This window comes from Streptomyces nojiriensis, assembly GCF_017639205.1.
Lineage (GTDB): Bacteria > Actinomycetota > Actinomycetes > Streptomycetales > Streptomycetaceae > Streptomyces > Streptomyces nojiriensis.
This window is the reverse complement of sequence record NZ_CP071139.1, coordinates 5,279,891-5,299,956: the sequence shown is the minus strand read 5'-3', so window position 1 is coordinate 5,299,956 and position 20,066 is coordinate 5,279,891. Positions and strand designations below refer to the sequence as shown.

23 protein-coding genes are annotated in these 20,066 nt (G+C 70.9%); 9 read left to right on the top strand and 14 right to left on the bottom strand.

Translation table 11 applies throughout. The features are described 5' to 3' along the window. The first annotated feature begins 274 nt into the window (after nt 1–274). Nucleotides 275–871, top strand: coding sequence for a dihydrofolate reductase family protein (locus JYK04_RS24770; RefSeq protein ID WP_189733518.1), 597 nt, complete (start codon nt 275–277; stop codon nt 869–871). Nucleotides 872–885: 14 nt separating this feature from the next. Here JYK04_RS24770 and JYK04_RS24765 read toward each other — a convergent pair whose 3' ends face one another. The 3 genes from JYK04_RS24765 to JYK04_RS24755 all read right to left on the bottom strand — a co-directional run bounded on the left by JYK04_RS24765 (nt 886) and on the right by JYK04_RS24755 (nt 5,429). Beyond that, a complete protein-coding gene (locus JYK04_RS24765) occupies nt 886–2,499 on the bottom strand; it encodes an alpha/beta hydrolase (RefSeq protein ID WP_229874992.1) in 1,614 nt (537 codons plus the stop codon). A gap of 68 nt (nt 2,500–2,567) precedes the next feature. Then, nucleotides 2,568–4,439: an AMP-dependent synthetase/ligase gene (locus JYK04_RS24760; protein ID WP_229875022.1), complete on the bottom strand. Its 1,872-nt coding sequence runs from the start codon at nt 4,437–4,439 to the stop codon at nt 2,568–2,570. A 99-nt stretch (nt 4,440–4,538) separates the two neighbouring features. Next, entirely contained in the window at nt 4,539–5,429 is an 891-nt protein-coding gene (locus tag JYK04_RS24755; RefSeq protein ID WP_229874993.1) for an NAD(P)H-binding protein, read from the bottom strand. A 216-nt stretch (nt 5,430–5,645) separates the two neighbouring features. On the opposite strand from JYK04_RS24755, the gene JYK04_RS24750 reads away from it, so the two are divergent. Continuing rightward, nucleotides 5,646–6,479, top strand: coding sequence for a DUF4190 domain-containing protein (locus tag JYK04_RS24750; RefSeq protein ID WP_189733523.1), 834 nt, complete (start codon nt 5,646–5,648; stop codon nt 6,477–6,479). Nucleotides 6,480–6,520: 41 nt separating this feature from the next. On the opposite strand, the gene JYK04_RS24745 is transcribed toward JYK04_RS24750, so the two are convergent. Further along, entirely contained in the window at nt 6,521–7,414 is an 894-nt protein-coding gene (locus tag JYK04_RS24745; RefSeq protein ID WP_189733525.1) for a helix-turn-helix domain-containing protein, read from the bottom strand. Between the two features lie 470 nt (nt 7,415–7,884). On the opposite strand from JYK04_RS24745, the gene JYK04_RS24740 reads away from it, so the two are divergent. Genes JYK04_RS24740 through JYK04_RS24725 form a run of 4 tightly spaced genes read left to right on the top strand, consistent with a single transcriptional unit; the run spans nt 7,885 to nt 10,367 of the window. Beyond that, on the top strand, nt 7,885–8,328 hold the full coding sequence (locus tag JYK04_RS24740; protein WP_229874994.1) for a hypothetical protein: 444 nt from the start codon (nt 7,885–7,887) through the stop codon (nt 8,326–8,328). Continuing rightward, nucleotides 8,325–9,728 carry a hypothetical protein gene (locus JYK04_RS24735; protein WP_189733527.1) on the top strand — a complete coding sequence of 468 codons (1,404 nt, stop codon included), beginning with the start codon at nt 8,325–8,327 and terminating at the stop codon, nt 9,726–9,728. Before JYK04_RS24740 ends, JYK04_RS24735 begins: the two co-directional genes overlap by 4 nt. Continuing rightward, nucleotides 9,725–10,045 (top strand): hypothetical protein, encoded by a 321-nt coding sequence (locus tag JYK04_RS24730; protein ID WP_189733529.1) that lies wholly within the window; start codon nt 9,725–9,727, stop codon nt 10,043–10,045. The genes JYK04_RS24735 and JYK04_RS24730 overlap by 4 nt, the downstream gene beginning before the upstream one ends. Before the next feature lie 7 nt (nt 10,046–10,052). Continuing rightward, nucleotides 10,053–10,367: a hypothetical protein gene (locus JYK04_RS24725; protein WP_189733531.1), complete on the top strand. Its 315-nt coding sequence runs from the start codon at nt 10,053–10,055 to the stop codon at nt 10,365–10,367. A 96-nt stretch (nt 10,368–10,463) separates the two neighbouring features. Here JYK04_RS24725 and JYK04_RS24720 read toward each other — a convergent pair whose 3' ends face one another. The 5 genes from JYK04_RS24720 to JYK04_RS24700 form a co-directional block, all read right to left on the bottom strand. After that, nucleotides 10,464–11,783 carry a dicarboxylate/amino acid:cation symporter gene (locus JYK04_RS24720; RefSeq protein ID WP_189733533.1) on the bottom strand — a complete coding sequence of 440 codons (1,320 nt, stop codon included), beginning with the start codon at nt 11,781–11,783 and terminating at the stop codon, nt 10,464–10,466. Between the two features lie 371 nt (nt 11,784–12,154). Then, nucleotides 12,155–12,427, bottom strand: coding sequence for a DUF4229 domain-containing protein (locus tag JYK04_RS24715; protein WP_189733787.1), 273 nt, complete (start codon nt 12,425–12,427; stop codon nt 12,155–12,157). Nucleotides 12,428–12,573: 146 nt separating this feature from the next. Then, a complete protein-coding gene (locus tag JYK04_RS24710) occupies nt 12,574–13,098 on the bottom strand; it encodes a GNAT family N-acetyltransferase (protein ID WP_189733535.1) in 525 nt (174 codons plus the stop codon). Nucleotides 13,099–13,196: 98 nt separating this feature from the next. After that, the gene (gene mqnE, locus JYK04_RS24705; RefSeq protein WP_189733537.1) at nt 13,197–14,360 is read right to left on the bottom strand and encodes an aminofutalosine synthase MqnE; all 1,164 of its coding nucleotides are present in this window, start codon (nt 14,358–14,360) and stop codon (nt 13,197–13,199) included. Nucleotides 14,361–14,420: 60 nt separating this feature from the next. Further along, nucleotides 14,421–14,876 (bottom strand): Lrp/AsnC family transcriptional regulator, encoded by a 456-nt coding sequence (locus tag JYK04_RS24700; RefSeq protein WP_030009228.1) that lies wholly within the window; start codon nt 14,874–14,876, stop codon nt 14,421–14,423. A 123-nt stretch (nt 14,877–14,999) separates the two neighbouring features. Here JYK04_RS24700 and JYK04_RS24695 point away from each other — a divergent pair, with 123 nt between their 5' ends. Beyond that, nucleotides 15,000–15,137, top strand: coding sequence for a hypothetical protein (locus JYK04_RS24695; RefSeq protein ID WP_189733807.1), 138 nt, complete (start codon nt 15,000–15,002; stop codon nt 15,135–15,137). Here the strand turns inward: JYK04_RS24695 and JYK04_RS24690 are convergent. Then, nucleotides 15,134–15,823 carry a UbiX family flavin prenyltransferase gene (locus JYK04_RS24690; protein ID WP_189733539.1) on the bottom strand — a complete coding sequence of 230 codons (690 nt, stop codon included), beginning with the start codon at nt 15,821–15,823 and terminating at the stop codon, nt 15,134–15,136. The two genes, JYK04_RS24695 and JYK04_RS24690, sit on opposite strands and share 4 nt — an antisense overlap. A gap of 86 nt (nt 15,824–15,909) precedes the next feature. Here JYK04_RS24690 and JYK04_RS24685 point away from each other — a divergent pair, with 86 nt between their 5' ends. Next, nucleotides 15,910–16,518, top strand: coding sequence for a rhomboid family intramembrane serine protease (locus JYK04_RS24685; RefSeq protein WP_189733541.1), 609 nt, complete (start codon nt 15,910–15,912; stop codon nt 16,516–16,518). Here JYK04_RS24685 and JYK04_RS24680 read toward each other — a convergent pair. From JYK04_RS24680 to JYK04_RS24665, 4 genes are read right to left on the bottom strand one after another with little or no spacing between them, the layout of a single operon-like run. Beyond that, entirely contained in the window at nt 16,508–16,738 is a 231-nt protein-coding gene (locus JYK04_RS24680; protein ID WP_229874995.1) for a hypothetical protein, read from the bottom strand. The genes JYK04_RS24685 and JYK04_RS24680 overlap by 11 nt on opposite strands. A 5-nt stretch (nt 16,739–16,743) precedes the next feature. After that, nucleotides 16,744–17,667, bottom strand: a complete 924-nt coding sequence (gene mqnP / locus JYK04_RS24675) for a menaquinone biosynthesis prenyltransferase MqnP (RefSeq protein WP_189733543.1) — start codon at nt 17,665–17,667, stop codon at nt 16,744–16,746. Beyond that, complete coding sequence (locus JYK04_RS24670; RefSeq protein WP_189733545.1) at nt 17,664–18,140, bottom strand: hypothetical protein; 477 nt, start codon at nt 18,138–18,140, stop codon at nt 17,664–17,666. Before JYK04_RS24670 ends, mqnP begins: the two co-directional genes overlap by 4 nt. Beyond that, on the bottom strand, nt 18,137–19,594 hold the full coding sequence (locus tag JYK04_RS24665; protein WP_189733547.1) for a menaquinone biosynthesis decarboxylase: 1,458 nt from the start codon (nt 19,592–19,594) through the stop codon (nt 18,137–18,139). The genes JYK04_RS24670 and JYK04_RS24665 overlap by 4 nt, the downstream gene beginning before the upstream one ends. Before the next feature lie 91 nt (nt 19,595–19,685). On the opposite strand from JYK04_RS24665, the gene JYK04_RS24660 reads away from it, so the two are divergent. After that, complete coding sequence (locus JYK04_RS24660; RefSeq protein WP_189733549.1) at nt 19,686–19,997, top strand: PLD nuclease N-terminal domain-containing protein; 312 nt, start codon at nt 19,686–19,688, stop codon at nt 19,995–19,997. Nucleotides 19,998–20,066: the final 69 nt, after the last annotated feature.

Below are 20,066 nucleotides of genomic sequence, written 5' to 3'. Positions count from 1 at the left end.
AATATCCACTGTCTATCAGGTATTCGCCCCCGACTCGCCGTCCCTCCGGGAGATGTGACGCACCATTCGTCTCGGCTTCACCCGGGTCTCACGACCGAATGGACAACCGGCCCGGACCCTCGCCCGAATCACCCCGATGACAGACCATTTCTACCACCCCTCATCGAGGGTGTGACCCAGCTCACTCGACAAGGCCCGGCCGGGTGCGATGAATTCCGGGGAGCGCGGCGGTCTCCCTTGCGTACACACCGGACCGAGGCGGAGGAACAACCCCATGCGTATCGTCATCACCGAGTTCATCAGCCTGGACGGCGTCGTACAGGCCCCGGGCGGCCAGGGCGAGGACAACGACGGCGGCTTCGCCCACGGCGGCTGGTCGCACCCGTTCTTCGACCCGGAGGTGGTCGGCGGCTCCTTCACCGAGGCGATGGAGAACGCCGAGGCCCTGCTGTTCGGGCGCCGCACGTGGCAGACGATGGCCGGGGCCTGGCCGGAGCGGGCGGGCGACCCGTTCGCCGACCGGATGAACTCCGTCCCGAAGTACGTGGTGTCCCAGACCCTGGGCGAGGCCGATCTGACGTGGAACAACACCACGCTCATCGCCGGCGACAAGGCCGTCGACCGGATCCGGGAGCTGCGCGAGGCCGAGGGCGGCGACCTGGTGGTCATGGGCAGCCCCACCCTCGTACGCACCCTGCTGGGCGAGGGCCTGGTCGACGAACTCCGCCTGATGGTCATGCCGGTGCTGCTCGGCGGCGGCAAGTCGATCTTCCCCGCCGACGGCGGACTGCGCACGCTCGAACTGGTCTCCACGGCGATCAGCCCGGCCGGCGTCCACGTGTGCACCTACCGCCCGGCCGCCCGGGCCTAGGCCGTCTCACCGGTTCATTCTCCGGCCGGGCAGGAGCGGGTTCCGGATGGGAGGCGTCCGTAGATGAGGAAGTCGTCGGCGTACTCCTGCACGCAGCGCGAGGTCGAGTAGCCGGTGTGGCCGTCGCCCTTGTGGTCCACGATCACCGCCGAGCCCAGCCGCTCGGCGGTCTCCTCCGTCCACTCGTACGGTGTCGCCGGGTCGCCGCGGGTGCCGATCAGCAGCATCGGCGGGGCTCCCGGGTGGTGGATCTTCTGGATGAAGTCGGTGCCGGCGGGCCGTCCGTAACACGTGAGCACGGACAACAGCTGTGGCACCCCGAACACCTCGGAGACCTTCAGGAACTCCTCCGCCCGTTCCTCGATCTCCTTCTCCAGTGCGGCCGGGGTGGCCTTCTCGATCGACCGGTCCGGGTCGTCGGCACAGGTCACGGCGGCGAGGGCGGCGGCGAGGTTGTCGGCGGGCACCGGATCGGAGCCGCCTGCCTGGGCCGGGTCGGTCGGGTCCGGCGGGGCGGTCGGGTCCGTCGGCTCCGCCCCCAGGCCGAGCAGGGCCAGCATCCCGGCCGGGTCGCGCTCGCGCTCCGCCTGCGCCAGCGCCTTGGCGAGCGCGGGCCACGCCAGCGGTGAGTACAGGGCCTGGCCGATCGCGAGGACGATGATCGGGCCGCTCACCTCCGTGCCGTCGTCGCCGACCAGCGGCTGCGTGTCGGTCCGCTCCACCAGGGCCGCCACCTTTTCCCTGGCGGTACGGGTGTTCGTCCCGTAGACGCAGTCGTTCTGGTGGGCGCACCAGGTCAGGAAGTTGTCCAGGGCCCGCTGCTGACCGCGGGCCGATACCAGCGCCTGTTCCATCAGCGGTTCGGTGAGGGTGTCGACGCCGTCCAGGACCATGCGGCCGGTGTCCCGGGGGAACAGGGCGGCGTACACGGCGCCGAGCCGGCTCCCGTAGGAGAAGCCGAGGAAGTTGAGCTTCTCGTCCCCGAGGAGGCGGCGCATCACGTCCATGTCGCGGGCGACGTCCATGGTTCCCATGTGCGCCAGGACCGGGCCGGAGTTGATCTCGCAGCGCTTGACCTCGTCCCGCAGGGCGGACAGCGCCGCGGCCGTGTCGGCGCTCGGGTCTCCTACGGTGTCGCCGGCGCCGCAGGAAACCGGATCGCTGTGGCCCACGCCGCGGGGGTCGAAGCCGATCAGGTCGTAGCGTTCGCCGAGGTCGGCGAACGTCTTGGGATCGGCGGCGAGGCCGGCCAGGCCCGGGGCGCCGGGGCCGCCGAAGTTGATCAGGATCGAGCCGATGCGCCGGTCCGGGTCCGTGGCCGGGAGCCGGCCCAGGGCCAGCTTGACCGTGCCCTTGCCCGGGGCCGCGTAGTCGAGCGGGACCTCCACGACGGTGCACCGCATCTCGGCGGGCACGGGCTTCTCGGGGCAGTCGCCCCAGCGCAGGCGCTGGTCGTGGAACCGCGCCAGGGGGTCGTCGCCCCCGGCGGGCGCGCTGGAGGTGGACGCGGGTGTGGGCGCGGGTGCGGACGCGGGTGTGGGGGTCGGCGCCGCCCCCAGCGAGGCCAGGAGCATCGCGCCGACAGCTGTCCCGCCGGCTATGACCCTACGGACGCGGGAACGGTGCACGGCGCCCTCCTCGGGCGGCCCCCCGGACCCATCTGTCCACCATAGAACGGGTCCGCGGGGCCCGCCGCTCAGGCTTCGCGCGGCCCCCGGTACAGCTCCTGGATCCGGTCCGCGTAGTCCCGGGCGATCGCGCCCCGCCTGAGCTTCAGCGACGGGGTGAGGTGGCCGCGCGCCTCGGTGAAATCGCCCGGCAGGACGGCGAAGCGGCGGATCGACTCGGCGCGCGAGACCAGCCGGTTCGCCTCGTCCACCGCCCGCTGGAGGTCCGCCCGCAGTTCCTCGTCCCGCACCAGCTCGCGCATCGGCACGTTCTGCTTCTTGTGCATCTGGCGCCAGTGCTGCAGCCCGTCGGATTCCAGGGTGATCAGCGCGGTGATGTAGGGCCGGTTGTCGCCGACCACCATGCACTGGCCGACCAGCGGATGGGCCCGCAGCCAGTCCTCCAGCGGCGCCGGGGCCACGTTCTTGCCGCCGGAGGTGATGATCAGGTCCTTCTTGCGGCCGGTGATGGTGAGGTACCCGTCGGCGTCGAGCTCGCCGATGTCGCCGGTGGCCAGCCAGCTCCCGTACGGGAGGGCGTGCCCGCTGTTCCAGTAGCCGGCGAAGACGTGCCCGCCGCCCAGCAGCACCTCCCCGTCGTCCGCGATCCGTACGGCCGTGCCCGGCAGCGGCCAGCCGACCGTCCCCAGGCGGGGCCGTAGCGGCGGGGTCACGGTGCTCGCGCCGGTGGTCTCCGTCAGCCCGTAGCCCTCGAAGACCTCGATGCCGGCGCCGGTGTAGAAGGCGGCGAGCCGTCGGCCCAGGGGGGATCCGCCGCTCAGGACGTAGCGGACGCGGCCGCCGAGCGCGGCCCGGATGCGCCGGTAGACGAGCGGGTCGTAGAGGGACCGGGCGAGGCGCAGCACGGGCCCGGGGGTCCTGGCCTCGGCGGTCTCGGCGAAGCGCTGCGCGATGCGGGCGGCCCGGTCGAAGGAGGAGGCCCGGCCCATCTTCTCGGCGGTGGCCCGGGCGGTGTTGTAGACCTTCTCCAGTACGTAGGGGATGGCCAGCAGGAAGGTGGGCCGGAAGCCGGCGAGGTCGGCGAGGAGGTCCTCGGTACGGATGCTGGGGGCGTGCCCGAGCTTGACGCGGGCCCGCATGCAGCCGACGGCCACCATCCGCCCGAAGACGTGGCTGAGCGGCAGGAACAGCAGGGTGGAGGCGGGGTCCTTGCTGACGGACTTGAAGACGGGGTGCAGCAGCTCCACCGCGTTGTCCACCTGGGCGAAGAAGTTGGCGTGGGTGATCACGCATCCCTTGGGCTGCCCGGTGGTGCCGGAGGTGTAGATGAGGGTGGCGACGGAGTCCGGGGAGCGGGCGGCCCGCCGGTTGTGGACCACCGCGTCCGGGATGCGCTCCCCGGCCTTGACCAGCCGGGCCACCGCGCCGGTGTCGAACTCCCACAGGTGGGCCAGCCAGGGCAGGTTGGCGCGCTCGGCGCTGATGAGCCGGGCCTGCGCGGTGTCCTCCACGGCGCAGGCCACGGCCCCGGAGTCCTGGATGATCCAGCGCGCCTGGAGGGAGGAGGAGGTCGGGTAGATCGGTACGGTGACCAGGCCGGCGGCCCAGCCGGCGAAGTCGAGCAGGGTCCACTCGTACGTCGTACGGGCCATGATGGCGAGCCGGTCGCCCTCCCGGAGCCCTTCGGCGATCAGGCCCTTGGCCACGGCGAGCACCTCGGCCGCGAACTGCGCCGCCGGGACGTCGTGCCAGACGCCGTCCTGGTCCTTGCGGGCGAACACCGCCTCCCCGGGGGCCTCCCAGGCGTTGACGAAGGGGAGGTCCCCGAGGGATCCCCGGTCCGGAGGGCCCACCAGCGCGGGCACCCGTACCTCGCGGACCACTCCGTCGATCAGGGTCTTGACGGGTTCGACCGGTTCTACGGCCCGGACCGGCCTCAGCTCGGCTCCCACGGCGCACTCTCCTTGGCTCGGCACGAGTGTTACCGCCGGTAATTTACGTAGCGGTAACCCGCTCCGACCAGCCCCTGGAGCCGTTCTTCACGGACGCTCCACGCCACCGCCACCGCCCCACACCCCGGTTGCGGCGGCGGTCCGCACGTAGGCCTCGAAGTCTCGGGGCTCCCGGCCGAGCACCCGCTGCACGCCGTCGGCGAGGGTGGCGAAGCGGCCCTCGGCAATCCAGCCGTAGAGCAGGTTCAGCAGGCCGGCGAACTCCTCCGGCACGCCCTGCGCCACGGCGTGGGCGGCGAACTCGCCCGCCGGGAGCGGACGGTAGGTGATGACCCGGCCGGTGGCGCGGGCGATCTCGTCGACCACGGACGCCAGGCTCAGCAGCCGCGGGCCGGACAGCTCGTAGGCCTGCCCGCCGTGCCCCTCCTCGGTGAGGGCGGCCACGGCCACCTCGGCGATGTCATCGGCGTCGATGAAGGGCTCGACACCGCCGCCGGTCGACATCACGAGCTCGCCGCCCTGGACCTGCCCCGTGATGAACGGGTCCTCGCTGAAGTTCTGGAAGAACCAGGACGGTTTGAGGATGGTCCACTGCGCGCCGGACTCGCGGACCGCGCGCTCGCAGGGGAGCTTCTCCTGCCCTTCCGGCACCACCCAGTCGCGGGCGGACAGCAGCACCAGCCGCTCGACGCCGAAGGCCACGGCCAGCTTGCCGAAGGAACGCATCGACTCGGCGGCGTCGGGGAGCTGCGAGTCGACCAGGTAGGCCGCGCCGACCCCCTCCAGCGTCCGCTCCCAGGTGTTCTCGTCGGTCCAGTCGAAGGCGACCGGCCCCTTCCGGGAGGCCCCCCGGACTTCGTGGCCGCGCTGCCGCAGCTGCGCGGCCACCCGGCTTCCCGTCTTGCCGGTGCTGCCCAGGACCAGGATCGGCTTGGCGGTCATGTCGTTCGCCGTCGTGTTGTTCGTCTTCGTCGTCATGCGACCAGTCAATCCGGCGGCGCCCGGACGCGAAATGGCCGTCCCGCTCAGGTACATGTCCCAGCGTCCAGGCTCCGGCCCGGCCGTTCTCGATCCCTGTCGGCAGCGGGAGGTAGCGTAGGGGCGGCGTAAAGACCACGGGCAGGCATGCGTCGGTGCGTTGCGACTGCCGGGCCGTTGTTGCGTCCCACCCTCTGAGCAAGGAGCTCCACACGCATGTCCATACCACCGCAGCCCCCGTCGTCCCCCGGCCCGTACGGGCAGCCCGGACCGTACGGACAGCCGGGGCAGCCCGTTCCGCCGCCGTACGGCGGCGCGCCGCAGGGCTGGTACCCGCCGCAGCAGCAGAAGACCAACGCGCTGGCCATCGTCGCGTTCGTCATGGCGCTCGTCTGCGGCATCCCGCTGGTCCCGCTGATCCTCGGCATCGTCGCCCTCTCCCAGATCAAGTCCCGCGGTGAGAAGGGCAAGGGCCTCGCCATCGCGGCGATCGTCATCCACAGCCTGGTCATCGTGCTCTGGATCGTCGTCGTGGCCCTCGGCCTCGTCGGATCGCTGGGCGACAACGCCCCGAAGAAGCGCGACACCACCGGCCAGATCACCGGACCGGCCGCCACCGGACCGGCCGCCACCGGACCGGCCGCCACCCGCCCGGCCTCCAGCGGCTTGACCGAGATCCGCAAGGGCGACTGCTTCAACACGAAGGACGATCTGGCCGAGTACGGCGACGAGGACGGCACCCAGGCCGCCCGCTCGGTGAGCATCGTGCCCTGCACCCAGCCGCACAAGGGCGAGGCTTACGCCGTCTTCAACCTGGACGCCGGTGCGTACCCGGGCAACGAGAAGGTCACCAAGAGCGCCGAGGAGAAGTGCAGCGGCACCGCCCTCACCTCGTACGTGGGCAACAACCCGAAGGTCTCGGAGAAGCTGGAGGTCTACTACTACTACCCGCAGGCCGCCAGCTGGCTCCTCGGCGATCGCGAGGTCACCTGCTTCGTCGGCGACCCCAGCGGCCCGACCACCGGCTCGGTCCGCGCCGCCGGCTCCTGAAGGACCCGGGCTCCTGAGGGACCCGGCAGGGCCGGGCCCGCTCACGCCGCCGCCGCGTCCTCCTCGGGCGGGCAGTCCCGGCAGCGGCCGGGGCGTGGGGCGCGGAAGGCGCGCTCGCAGCCGCCGCAGTTCTGCAACGGGTCCGGCCGTCTGCCGTCCCGGACCTCCGGGGCCGCCGGGGCCGGGGGCAGGTGCGGCGGGAGGAGCGCGGTGAGGCGGTACGCGAGTACCGACGCGGGGCGCCGCATCCGCTCGGGGAGGTCTGCGGACAGGGCTCTCGCGACCACCTCCGGGGTGATCCCGCGCTCCAGCCAGGCCGATACGTCCGGCGCGAGCTGCCGTACGTCGCGCTCGGAGAGCAGGAGCCGCGGGTCGTGGCGCCGCAGCCCTGCGAGCAGTTCGGCCGCACCGGGGTGCACGCGCCGGGCAGGGGGCGGAGCAACGGCTTCCGGCCCGGGCGCGGGCTCGGGTGCAGGCTCGCGCGTCGGCTCGGGCATCGCCTCGGGTTCGGCTTCCCGGGCCACCGGCGGAGGCGGCGGAGGTGAAGCCGTGGGCGGCTCCGCCGAGGTGCTCCCCGGCTTGTTGTACGAGTACGTCCGGGTCACCACCCGCCCGGACGCCAGCCGCTCGCGCCGCCGCTCCAGGTAGCCGTGCCGCTCCAGCTCCCGCAGGGCGGACCCGATCCGGATCGCCCCCTCCGGGAACCGTGCGGCCAGCGCCTTGATGCCGATCGGCGCCCCCTGCGGCAGCGACTGGATGTGCGCCGCGATCCCGATCGCCGTCGCCGACAACTCCCGGTGCTGGAGCAGGTGGTTGCCGACCACGGTGTAGTGACTCGCGTGCCGCGCGTTGACGTGGATGACACCGGATCGGGGGATCGCGGTGGGAACGACGGGCGAGAGGCGCGAGGGCGCGCTAGGGTTCTGATGAGCCATGGGGAAGTGGGTCAACTTCCTACGTTGGTGAGGCCCTCGCCGGGATTGCGCTCCCGTCGGGGGCCGTCTCATGTCTGCGGTGGTCGAGGCGAGCATATGCCCGGCAACCCGTATGAAATCCAGCCCAGTTGGCATGATTCACCCGACCGAGCGACGCGCCCCCGGCCGCCGGGGTTGGGTCGGGTCGGTTGGTTCTTTCCCCCGGTCCTTTGGGGTCTTATGCGGCTAAGCGCCCCGGATCTCGGCCCCCCGTGACCCGGTCCGGGACCGCCTCCCCCGCACCGCCCCGGGCCGCGTCGCGGGTCCCCGGGATCCGGCCGGCCCCGGCCCCCCGCGGAACCGGACGGGCGCCTACCGCGTCTCCGGTCCATATCGGAACCACGAGGTTCCGCATGCGGAAATCCCCGTATTAGCATGCACATGACCAGCTGATTCTGGCCATGTCCAGTTATCAACTATCCAGGGGATACATGTCGTTCGACGCGGAATGGGCCGAGCACAAGGCCGCCGCCCTCGCACAGCAGTCACCCGTCATGCGCCTCAACCACGCGCCGGGGGACGGCAGCGCGCCGGGCAGCCCCGCCGGGAGCCTGGTGGCCGGGGCCGCCTCCATCAACGGCAACGCCAACCTGCTGATCGAGATCGCCGCCCTCCTCCACGAGGGCCGGCCCGACGGCGACGCCGGCACGATGGCCCGCGCCCCGCGCGCCCACGCCGACGTCTCGGCGCAGGTCCTGCGCTTCGCCCAGTTCGCCGACGACCAGTTCAAGGACACGATCAGCCTGCTCGCCGCCCTGGCCACCCGCCTGAAGACGACCGGCACCGACTTCGCCCGGGTGGACGACGGCACCGCCCGGTCCTTCCTCGCGGGCCTCCTCGAATCGGGTCGGTACGTGAAGCCGGAGGCCAAGTGAGCGGGCTCAGCCACCGCAAGGACGTCCAGTTCCTGGAGGAGTGCAACCCGGCACTCGTGGAGCGCAACGCCGCCGAGTTCAAACGCCTGCGCGATCTGCTCGTGCAGGTCGAGGAGCCCGCCCGGCGCGCCGAGACCGGTACGGAGTGGCACAGCGACGGCAGCCACACCTACACCGCGCGCCTGTCCGAGGCGCGGCAGCTCGTGCAGCACATCGCCGAGGGCTACGACAAGGCCGCGAGCGCCCTGCACGCGTACGCGGCGGCCCTGATGACCGCCAAGTCCCACTACGCGAACGGCAAGGGCTCCGAGCGCAAGCTCGCCGCCCTGATCGCCACGAAGGGCACCGCGGTCACCCGCACGGCCCAGGAGGCGGAGCCGATGTGCCAGTGGGAGGACATGCGGGCGACGACCGGGTTCCTCGACGGTCTCGCCGAGCTCACGATGGACGTGGACGACATCCGTGACGAGGCCAACCGCCTCCACGACGACGCGGGCGGCAACTTCCAGCTGGCGAAGACCACCGAGCAGGAGGCGCGCAGCTCCTGCGTCCACGCGCTGAAGCAGGCGTACGAGCTGCTGCCCGAGTTCCGGCTGAAGGGCGGTGCGAGCGGGGTCGACCTCTACGCGGCCATGGCCGACATCCGCCGCGAGGCGGCGGAGGCCCGCACCAACCCCCTGACCCGGCTGCCGGGCAGCGGTCCGAAGAAGGACATGGCCGGCCCGGTGGGGCCGGACACCCCGGTCTCCCCGCAGCTGCGCGACATCCGGCTGCAGGTCGCCGGGCTGCCGGGGGACGCCGCCGACAACTACTGGATCCCGCTGGTCACGGACGGCCAGCACGCCGACTGGATCTCCCAGAACAAGGAGATCCTGCGGGCGGCTGCCAAGAACGCCGGTCTGCCGGAGGAGCTGGTCGCGGGCGTGGCCTGGCAGGAGATCGGCGGCTACCAGCCCGGACTGCTGGACGACGTCACCGGCACGATCCGCGAACAGGCCGCGGCCCCGTGGGGCCTGAGCCCGGTCACCCCCGAGAACCTTCCGTGGCGGCTCGGCGGAAAGCTGGACGAGACCTCGTACGGGCCGATCGCCATCCAGCTCCGGCGCGGCGCCGAAGTGCTCGGCTACGATCCGGCGAACCTCACCGACCACCAGCGGACCCTGGTGGAAGAGGCGCTCCAGGACCCCAAGCAGAATGCCTTCATAGCGGCCGGCTTCCTGGCCCAGATCAAGGCGGAGAGCGGTCTCGCCGACGTCCCGGCCGACCGGATGACGGAGGCCCAGATGCGGGAGATCGCCGCCCGCTACAACGGAGGCCCCTACTGGGACCTCCCCAAGGCCCAGGGCTACGGCGACCGGTTCGTCGGGAACCTCGCCCAAGCGAAGGACGCAATGCGATGACATACCCCCGTGAGGGCATCGACCTGCCCGAGGACCAGGGCTGCCTGCGGTGGGTACTGGGCGTTCCGCTCGGGATCGTCCACCTGCTGAACGGCGCCGCCGTGTTCGGGGCCCTGTTCGCCGGGCCCCAGGGCGAGTGGGACGACCAGGGATACGAGAACGTCGGCGCGCTGTGCCTCGTCTCCGTGTCGCTCAGCGTGCTGGGCCTGCTCATCACCGCCGTACCGAGCGTGCGCCGGACGATGGGCCCCTGGTGGTTCGCCCCGCCCCTCCTCCTCGGGCTGACCGCGTTCCTCCGCGGCGCGACGCTCGGGTGAGGTCCGGATGAGGCTCCGGCGCGAGAACATCGACCTGCCCGAGGACCGCGGCTGCCTGCAGTGGGTCCTCGGGATACCGCTCGCCCTCTCCTACGTCCCCGCGGTGTTCACCTGCTACCTCGCCCTGTCGCTGAGCCCGGAGCCCCACGACGACGTGCTGCGCGAGGACGTCCGCTTCCTGGCCGGCTGCTGCCTGGCACTGTGCCTGGCAGGACTGCTGATCACCATCACCCCGCTGTTCCGGCGGACCATGGGCCGGTGGTGGTTCGCCCTGCCGTTCCTGCTGGCGACGGTCGCCTACGTCCGCGCGCAGACGGTCTGACCGGAGGGGGCCCCGGCGCGGGCCGGGCGAAGGCCGCAGCCCCCGCCCGGTCGGGGGCGGGGGCTGCGGCAGGTGGTGCGTGGTGTGCGGTGCGGGTCAGGCCGCGACCGCGACCGCCTCGGCGGCCGGGGCGGGCTCGTCCAGCGGGGAGGCCGAGGCGGAGGCGTAGGCCTCCTTGTCCAGGATCCCCTCGCGGGCCGCGACGATGACCGGGACCAGGGCCTGGCCGGCCACGTTGGTGGCGGTGCGCATCATGTCCAGGATCGGGTCGATCGCCAGCAGCAGGCCGACGCCGGCGAGCGGCAGGCCCAGCGTGGACAGGGTCAGCGTCAGCATGACGGTGGCGCCCGTCAGACCGGCCGTGGCTGCGGAGCCGATGACCGAGACGAAGACGATGAGCAGGTACTCCTTGATGCCGAGCTGCACGTCGAAGATCTGCGCGATGAAGATGGCGGCGAGGGCCGGGTAGATCGCGGCGCAGCCGTCCATCTTGGTGGTGGCGCCGAACGGGACGGCGAAGGAGGCGTACTCCTTCGGGACGCCGAGGCGCTCGGTTACCTTCTGGGTGACCGGCATGGTGCCGACCGAGGAGCGGGAGACGAAGGCCAGCTGGATGGCGGGCCAGGCGCCCTTGAAGAACTGGAGCGGGCTGACCTTGGCGACCGTCGCGAGCAGCAGCGGGTAGACGCCGAACATCACGAGGGCGCAGCCGATGTAGATGTCGGCGGTGAAGGTGGCGTACTTGCCGATCAGGTCCCAGCCGTACGTGGCGATCGCAGTGCCGATGAGGCCGACGGTGCCGATCGGGGCGAGGCGGATGACCCACCACAGGGCCTTCTGGAGCAGCTCCAGGGCGGACTCGGCGAGGTCGAGGACCGGCTTGGCCTTGCCGCCCAGCTGGAGGGCGGCGATACCGGCGACGACGGCCAGGAAGACGATCTGAAGGACCTTCAGCTCGGTGAACGGCGTGACGATGTCGGTGGGCACGATCCCGGTGAGGAAGTCGATCCAGGAGCCGGTCTTCTTCGGGTCCTTGCCGTCGGCGGCGGTGAGGCCGGTGCCGGAACCGGGGTCGGTCAGCAGGCCGATGGCGATGCCGATGCCGACCGCGATCAGCGAGGTGATCATGAACCAGAGGAGGGTGCGGGAGGCGAGGCGCGCCGCGTTGTTCACCTTCCGCAGGTTGGTGATCGACACCAGGATCGCGAAGAAGACGAGCGGGGCGATGGCCAGCTTCAGCAGCTGGACGAAGAGGTCGCCGGTCTTCTCCAGCGTGGTGGCGAGCCAGCTGATGTCCTGGCTGCGGGCTATCCAGCCGAAGAGGACACCGAGGGCGAGACCGGCGACGATCTGGGCCCAGAAGGGGAACTTGAACGAGGCCTTGGCAGGGGCCTGGGGGGTCGCGGACACGGACACTCTCCGGAGGTGGCGCACGAAGACAGGGGGGAAGTACTGCGGTGGTGAAGCGGTGCGGCAGCAGCCAGAAGGGCCGGCCGGGACGGCTGCTGTATCGATTCAGCTCAACAGCAACAGGCCGCGGACGCGCGGCGGCAGAGGTCGACGTGCAGGCGCGTCACGAGCGGACGGCTCGCGATCATGGGGTGCGCAACTGTGGTCAACATGTTGAACACGCTAACACTTTCCCTTTGGGAATCTCAAAGGGGCGCTTTGAGACAACGGCGCACGAGGCCCTCTTGCGCAGGCCCGGAAAACACCACCGCCCCAGCGTTACGGGCGGTATACCCGGTGCTGGGGCGGTTCGATGTGTGATGAAGCCAACTGGGCCGTTACGAGGTGACGCGTGCCGCGTCGTCCGCCTGGTCCTCCTGGCTGCGGTTCGCGGCGAGCCGCTCCTTCGCACCCGCGACGCGCCCGGAGATCTGCGTGGACATCTCGTCGCGCTGCTTGCGCAGAAGGACGAAGGAGAGCGGGGCGGAGATCACGATGGCGAGGAGCACGACCCAGGCGACATTGGCGTCCCCGAGCCCTGCGGGCACCCAGCCGAGCCGGACGAAGCCCGCGACGGCGACGAGGCAGCCGACGAAGATGCCCAGGCGCATCGCGGTGTAGCGGATCGTTGCGCTCGTCTTGAGGGACACGGTGACCCCTTCTCTCTCGTCGTCTGCGGTGGCCGGTGCCCGTCCAGTGAAGCACGCCGGGGTGCGGCCGCGGGCCTCCGGGGTCCGGCGGCGGGCCCGGCCGCACGTCAGTGCAGCGGCAGCAGCATCGTGATGTCGTCGCGGTCGTCGCCCGGGGCCACCCGGATGGCGCCGGGGACGCGGCCGACCTCCTTGTAGCCGCAGGAGGCGTAGAAGTGCTCCAGGCCGAGACCGCCGCGGCAGCCGAGGCGGATCGCGTCGATGCCCTCGATGGAGCGGGCCGCGGCTTCGGTCGCGGCCATCAGCTCGCGCCCGTACCCCTTGCCCTGGTGCCGCGGATGGACCATCACCGTGTAGGCCCACAGCCAGTGGAGCTGGAGCCGGTGCGTGTTGCGCGCGAGGACGGCGGTCGCGGCGACCGCCCCGCCCCCGTCGTGCCCGACCAGCAGGCGGCAGCTCCCGTCGGCGACGCCGGCGAGGTGCCTGTCGAGCGCGGGGCGGACGTCGTCGAGGGTGACCGGGGGCACGAAGCCCACGGCACCCCCCGCGTTGGAGACGTCGGCCCACAGCGCCAGGATTCCCTCACGCAGGCAGGGGTCGACGACCGGGTCCAGAGTAAACGTAAGGGTCATTGAGTAAGATTATCCATTACCTCATCGGCTCGTCCAGAAAAGCCGGACCCCGGCCCACGGGCCGGGGTCCACCACACCTGGAACGGTCGGACGAGGGGTCAGACGCGCATCGCCTGCGGGGTCTCGCGCAGGCTCGCGTCCGGACCGGGGTACTCGCGGATGATCTCGTAGCGCGTGTTGCGCTCGACCGGGCGGAAGCCCGCTTCCCGGATCAGCTCCAGGAGATCGTCACGGCCCAGCTTGTTGGGGGTGCCGTAGTTGTCCGCGTCGTGCGTGATCTTGTACTCGACGACCGAGCCGTCCATGTCGTCCGCGCCGTGCTGCAGCGCGAGCTGGGCGGTCTGCACACCGTGCATCACCCAGAAGACCTTGACGTGCGGCACGTTGTCGAAGAGCAGCCGCGAGACGGCGAAGGTCTTCAGCGCCTCGGCGCCGGTCGCCATCGTCGTACGCGCCTGGAGCTTGTTGCGCACCTTGCCGTCCTGCATGTCCACGAAGTCGTGCTGGTACCGCAGCGGGATGAAGACCTGGAAACCGCCGGTCTCGTCCTGGAGCTCGCGCAGCCGCAGCACGTGGTCCACGCGGTGGCGCGGCTCCTCGATGTGCCCGTAGAGCATGGTCGAGGGGGTCTTGAGACCCTTCTCGTGGGCGAGCCGGTGGATGCGCGACCAGTCTTCCCAGTGGGTGCGGTGGTCGACGATGTGCTGCCGGACCTCCCAGTCGAAGATCTCCGCGCCGCCGCCGGTGAGCGACTCCAGACCGGCCTCGATCAGCTCGTCGAGGATGTCGGAGGCCGACATCCCCGAGATCGTCTCGAAGTGGTGGATCTCGGTCGCCGTGAACGCCTTCAGCGAGACGTTCGGCAGCGCCTTCTTCAGCTCGGAGAGCGAGCGCGGGTAGTAGCGCCACGGCAGGTTCGGGTGCAGGCCGTTGACGATGTGCAGCTCGGTGAGGTTGTCGTTCTCCATGGCCTTGGCCAGGCGCACGGCCTCCTCGATGCGCATCGTGTACGCGTCCTTCTCGCCCGGCTTGCGCTGGAACGAGCAGTACGCGCACGAGGCGGTGCACACGTTCGTCATGTTGAGGTGCCGGTTGACGTTGAAGTGGACGACGTCACCGTTCTTGCGCGTGCGCACCTCGTGGGCGAGGCCACCGAGCCAGGCCAGGTCGTCCGACTCGTAGAGGGCGATACCGTCCTCACGGGTCAGCCGCTCGCCGGAGCGGACCTTCTCCTCCAGCTCACGCTTGAGCCCAGCGTCCATGTGCCGGTCGCCTCCTCTAGATGCCTCTGCCTGTCCTGCGAACCCTGGCCAACCGTACTCTCAGGCTTCCTCGGGAAGTTCCCCGACCCGGTTCTCCCACTTGGTGGAGAGCACGATGGTGGTGCGGGTGCGCGATACGCCCTTGGTGCCGGAGAGCTTGCGGATGATCTTCTCCAGGCCGTCCACGTCGTTGGCGCGCACCTTCAGCATGAAGGAGTCGTCGCCCGCGATGAACCAGCAGTCCTCGATCTCCGCGAGGTCGCGCAGCCGCCGGGCCACGTCCTCGTGGTCCGCGGCGTCGGAGAGCGAGATGCCGATCAGCGCCGTGACGCCGAGGCCCAGCGAGGCGGAGTCGACCGTCGCGCGGTAGCCGGTGATGACGCCGGCCGTCTCCAGCCGGTTGATGCGGTCGGTGACGCTGGGGCCGGAGAGGCCCACGAGACGGCCCAGCTCCGCGTACGAGGCACGGCCGTTTTCCCGGAGTGCCTGGATGAGCTGCCTGTCCACCGTGTCCATTTACGTGGAGCCTTCCATTATTCGGCGATCCTGCAAGTCTAGGTATAGAATCTAAGGCACACAGGGTCAACACCCTGTGAAATCTTTCAGCTGATCAATGACGATCTTCAGGAGTGGTTCACCGTGTTCACGATCGAGATGGCCTACGCACACATGCGGGAGCTCCAGGAGCTGGCCAACCGATCCCGTGCCCACCAGCCCGCCGCAGCCCACCGCGTCGACAAGGCCCGCAAGCCGCTCGGCCGCAAGAAGAAGGCCTAGTCACCGGCGCTTGCCTCCCGGGGAGTACGGGAGCCTCCCAGCTCCCCCTCCCACCGGCGGTACAGCTGGTGCGGCACCCCTGCCGCGTCCAGCACCCGCCCCGCGACGAAGTCCACCAGATCCTGGATGTGCGTCGCACCCGTATAGAACGCCGGAGAGGCGGGCAGCACGACCGCGCCCGCCTCGTCCAGCGCCACCAGATGGCGCAGCGTCTGCCCGTTCAGCGGGGTCTCCCGCACCGCGACCACCAGCCGGCGCCGTTCCTTGAGCGTCACGCTCGCCACGCGCTGGAGCAGGTCCTTCGACAGTCCGAGCGCGACCCCCGCCACACAGGCCGTGGACGCGGGGACGATGAGCATCCCCTTGACCGGATACGAGCCCGAACTCGGGCCCGCCGCCAGGTCCCCCGCGCCCCAGTACCGGACGTCGTCCAGTTCCGGCCGCGCGAAGGTCCCGGGCTTCCCGTCGGCACCGCGCTCCAGCCACTCCCCCAGGTCCTCGCGCCAGTGCGCGTCACGGAAGGCGATCCCGGTCTCGTCCAGCAGGGTGAGACGCGAGGCGCGGCTCACCACCAGGTCGACACTCTCCCCCGCGGCCAGCAGCCCGCGGAGCACCGCCGCCGCGTACGGCGTCCCGGACGCCCCGGAAACCCCGACCACCCACGGGGTGCGCTTGCGCTCAGTCATACCTCCGAGACTATCCGGCCACCACCGGTGGGCACTCAGTAAGGTGTCGGGACGTTCCCGTGACGGGACACGACGAGGGGGCGAAGATGAGCACGACGGTCGATGACGGCTGGACGCAGACCGACCGGGCCAAGGCGGCGGCCAAGCTGATGCTGGGCTGGGTGGCCCTGCTGTGGGCCCTGGAGGCCGTCGACCACGCCACCGGCCACGCCCTCGACCAGTACGGGATCGTCGCCCGCGACCCGGACAGCCTGACCGGCGTCGTCACCGCGGCCTTCCTGCACCTCGGCTTCGACCACGTCGCCTCCAACAGCGTCCCGCTGCTGGTCCTCGGCTTCATCGCGGCCCTGTCCGGGATCCGCCGCTTCCTCGCGGTGTGCGGCCTGATCGTGCTGGGCGACGGCCTCGGCACCTGGCTGGTATCCCCGTCCGGCACCCTGACGCTGGGCGCCTCCGGCGTCGTCTTCGGCCTCTTCGGCTACCTGCTCGTACGCGGCTTCGTCGAGCGCAAGGTGCTGGGCGTCGCGGTGGCCGTGGCCGTCACCGCCGTCTGGGGCACCTCGTTCTTCGCCGGCATCCTCCCGACGGACACGGGCGTCAGCTGGCAGGGCCACCTGTGCGGCCTCGTGGCGGGCATCGCCACGGGCCTGTACTTCCGCCGCCCGGCCCGCCGGCAGCCCGCCCTCACCGGCTGACGGCGCAGGGGTCCACGGGCAGGGTGGAGGTGTCGACCGTCAGCTTCCCGAGACCGGTCCCGACGACGACCTTCCCGCCGTACGGGATGGTGTCCCGGCCCCGGTAGCCGTCCGGACCCGGATTCCACAGCGCCACGCAGTGCGCCTGGTACTGATCGAAGACCAGGTGGTTCGGAATGCCCCGCCGGGCGTAGGCCCGGTCCTCGATGGCAGGCCGCACGCTGCTCAGACCGTCAGACCCCGCACCACGAGATCCAGCAGCGCACACACGAAAAGGGCAATGCCGATGAAGCCGTTGACCGTGAAGAAGGCCCGGTTCAGCCGGGACAGGTCGTGCGGCTTGACGATCGTGTGCTCGTAGAGGAAGGCGGCGACGACGACCGCCAGGCCCGTCCAGAACAGCACGCCCGCGTCGGTGGCCAGCGCGTACCAGGCCAGCAAGGCCGTGGTCACGGCGTGCGCGCCGCGCGCGCCCCAGAGGGCGGCCGGGACGCCGAAGCGGGCCGGGACGGACTTGACGCCCTCCGCACGGTCGGCGGCCACGTCCTGGCAGGCGAAGATCAGGTCGAAGCCGCCGATCCACACGCCCACCGCCAGGCCCAGGACGACCGCGTCCCAGGACCACTCGCCGGTGACCGCGAGCCAGGCCCCGACCGGGCCCATCGCCTGGGCCAGCCCGAGGATGGCGTGCGGGAAGTTCGTGAACCGCTTGCCGTACGGATAGACCACCATCGGGATCACGGCGACCGGCGCGAGCGCCAGGCACAGCGGGTTCAGCAGCGCCGCCGAGCCGAGGAAGACCAGGAGCGCGATCCCGGCCCCGGTCCAGGCCGCGCGGACCGACACCGCGCCGGTGACCAGCTCGCGGCCGGCCGTCCGCGGGTTACGGGCGTCGATCTCGCGGTCGATGATCCGGTTGGCGGCCATCGCGAAGGTCCGCAGCCCCACCATGCAGATGGTGACGAGCAGCAGGACGCCCCAGTGGATGCGCCGGTCGAGCTGGAACATGGCGGTGAACGCCGCGATGTAGGCGAAGGGCAGCGCGAAGACCGAGTGCTCGATCAGCACGAGTCTCAGGAACGCCTTGACCTTGCCGGTCGGCTGCGGCGCCGGGCTCTGCCCGATCACCCCGTCGGCGGTCGTCATCATGCGAGGGCTCTCCGGAAGTCTTCGAGGTCGGCCAGCAGTTCCGCCGCCGGGAGCGCACCGAGCTCCAGGGTCCGGGGGCCGGCGGCGCCGTCCTCCTCGTCCTCGGGCGGGGTGACCCGGGCGGTGACCACCCAGTCGCCGCCCGAGGGGCGGGCTTCGAGGCTCAGGAAGTTGCCGGCCTCGACGGTGAACGGCTCGGCCGCGGACAGGGCCTGCTGCAGCTGCTCCGCGAAGGCGTCCGCCTCCACGTCCCGGGCGCCGGGCAGTTCGAAGCCGTCGCCCTCGCCGTCCACGTCGTACATCAGCGTCCAGACGTCACCGGTGCCCGCGAACTCCTCCGGGCTCACGCCCGCGTCGCGGGCGGCGATGAGCACGCCGGGCTGGGTCGGGTCGATCTCCGGGCGCATCAGGGCCACGTAGACCTCGGCGGTGCCGATCAGCAGTTCCGGGCCGTCGACGGCGATCGGGCTCACAGGCCGTACTCCTTCCAGCGGCGGTCCACCAGGGCCGCGGTGTCCGGGTCGGACTCGACCATGTCGGGCCAGCCGCCGTCGCGGGTGTAGCCCTCCTCGGGCAGCTTCTTGGTGGCGTCGATACCCGCCTTGCCGCCCCAGAACTGCTGGTACGAGGCGTGGTCCAGGTGGTCCACCGGTCCCTCGACGACGGTGAGGTCGCGGGAGTAGTCGGTGTTGCCGAGGGCCCGCCAGGAGACCTCGTGCAGGTCGTGGACGTCGCAGTCCTTGTCGACCACGATGATCAGCTTGGTCAGCGACATCATGTGGGCGCCCCAGATGGCGTGCATGACCTTCTGGGCGTGCTTGGGGTACTTCTTGTCGATCGAGACGATCGCGCAGTTGTGGAAGCCGCCCGATTCCGGGAGGTGGTAGTCCACGATGTCCGGCACGATGATCTTGAGCAGGGGCAGGAAGAACCGCTCCGTCGCGCGACCGAGCGGGCCGTCCTCGGTCGGGGGCCGGCCGACGACGATCGACTGGATGAGCGGACGCTTGCGCATCGTCACGCAGTCGATCTTCAGGGCCGGGAAGGGTTCCTGCGGGGTGTAGAAGCCGGTGTGGTCGCCGAAGGGACCCTCCGGGAGCATCTCGCCGGGCTCCAGCCAGCCCTCGATCACGACCTCCGCGTTGGCCGGGACCTGGAGCGGAACCGTCTTGCAGTCGACCATCTCGATCCGCTTGCCCGCGACGAAGCCGGCGAAGAGGTACTCGTCGATGTCGCCCGGCAGCGGCGCGGTGGACGCGTACGTCACGGCGGGCGGGCAGCCGAAGGCGATCGCGACCGGCAGACGCTCGCCCTTCGCCGCGGCGACGGCGTAGTGGTTGCGGCTGTCCTTGTGGATCTGCCAGTGCATGCCGATGGTGCGCTTGTCGTGGCGCTGGAGCCGGTAGAGGCCGAGGTTGCGGACGCCGGTCTCGGGGTGCTTGGTGTGGGTCAGGCCGAGGTTGAAGAAGTCGCCGCCGTCCTTGGGCCAGGTGAAGAGGGCCGGGAGCTGGTCGAGGTCCACGTCGTCGCCGGTGAGGACGACCTCCTGGACGGGCGCGGAGTCGCCCTTCACCTTCTTCGGCGGCACGTGCACCATCGAGCCGAGCTTGCCGAAGGCCTCGCGGACCCCGATGAAGCCCTGCGGGAGCTCCGGCTTGAGCAGGCCGCCGATCTTCTCGCTGATCTCGCCGTACGACTTGAGGCCGAGGGCCTTCAGGAGGCGGCGGTCGGTGCCGAAGACGTTCATGGCCAGCGGCATCGCCGAGCCCTTGACGTTCTCGAAGAGGAGTGCCGGGCCCCCCGCCTTGTTCACTCTGTCGACGATCTCCCCGACCTCCAGGTACGGGTCGACTTCGGCCTTGATGCGCTTGAGGTCGCCCTCCCGCTCCAGAGCCCGGAGCAGCGAGCGGAGATCGTCGTAAGCCATAGGGGTCAGTATCCGTCACCAACTACCCTGGAGGCGTCACCGGGGCCCTGACGCGGGCCCCCCGTCACTGACTGGGAGTCGGTCCCACACCGTGCTGCGCTATCTGCCGTTCCTGCTGATCCTCGCGCTGACCATCTACGCCTTCATCGACTGCCTGAACACTCCGGAGCCGGAGGTCAAGCACCTCCCCAAGGTGGTCTGGGTGATCATCATCCTGCTCTTCTCCATCGTGGGGCCGGTCGTGTGGCTGTTCGCGGGCAAGGACCGGGCGGCCGCGGGCGGGGGCCGGGCGCGCCGGACGCAGTGGGTGGCGCCCGACGACAACCCGGAGTTCCTGAAGTCGCTGCGCGACGAGCAGGAGAAGAAGAACAAGGACCAGGACAAGGACCAGGGCCCGAGCTAGGCCGTCTCTTTCGGATCTTGTCGGCCGAGCCCGCGGCGTCCGGTGCCGTGCCTGGCAAGGCGGAGGAGC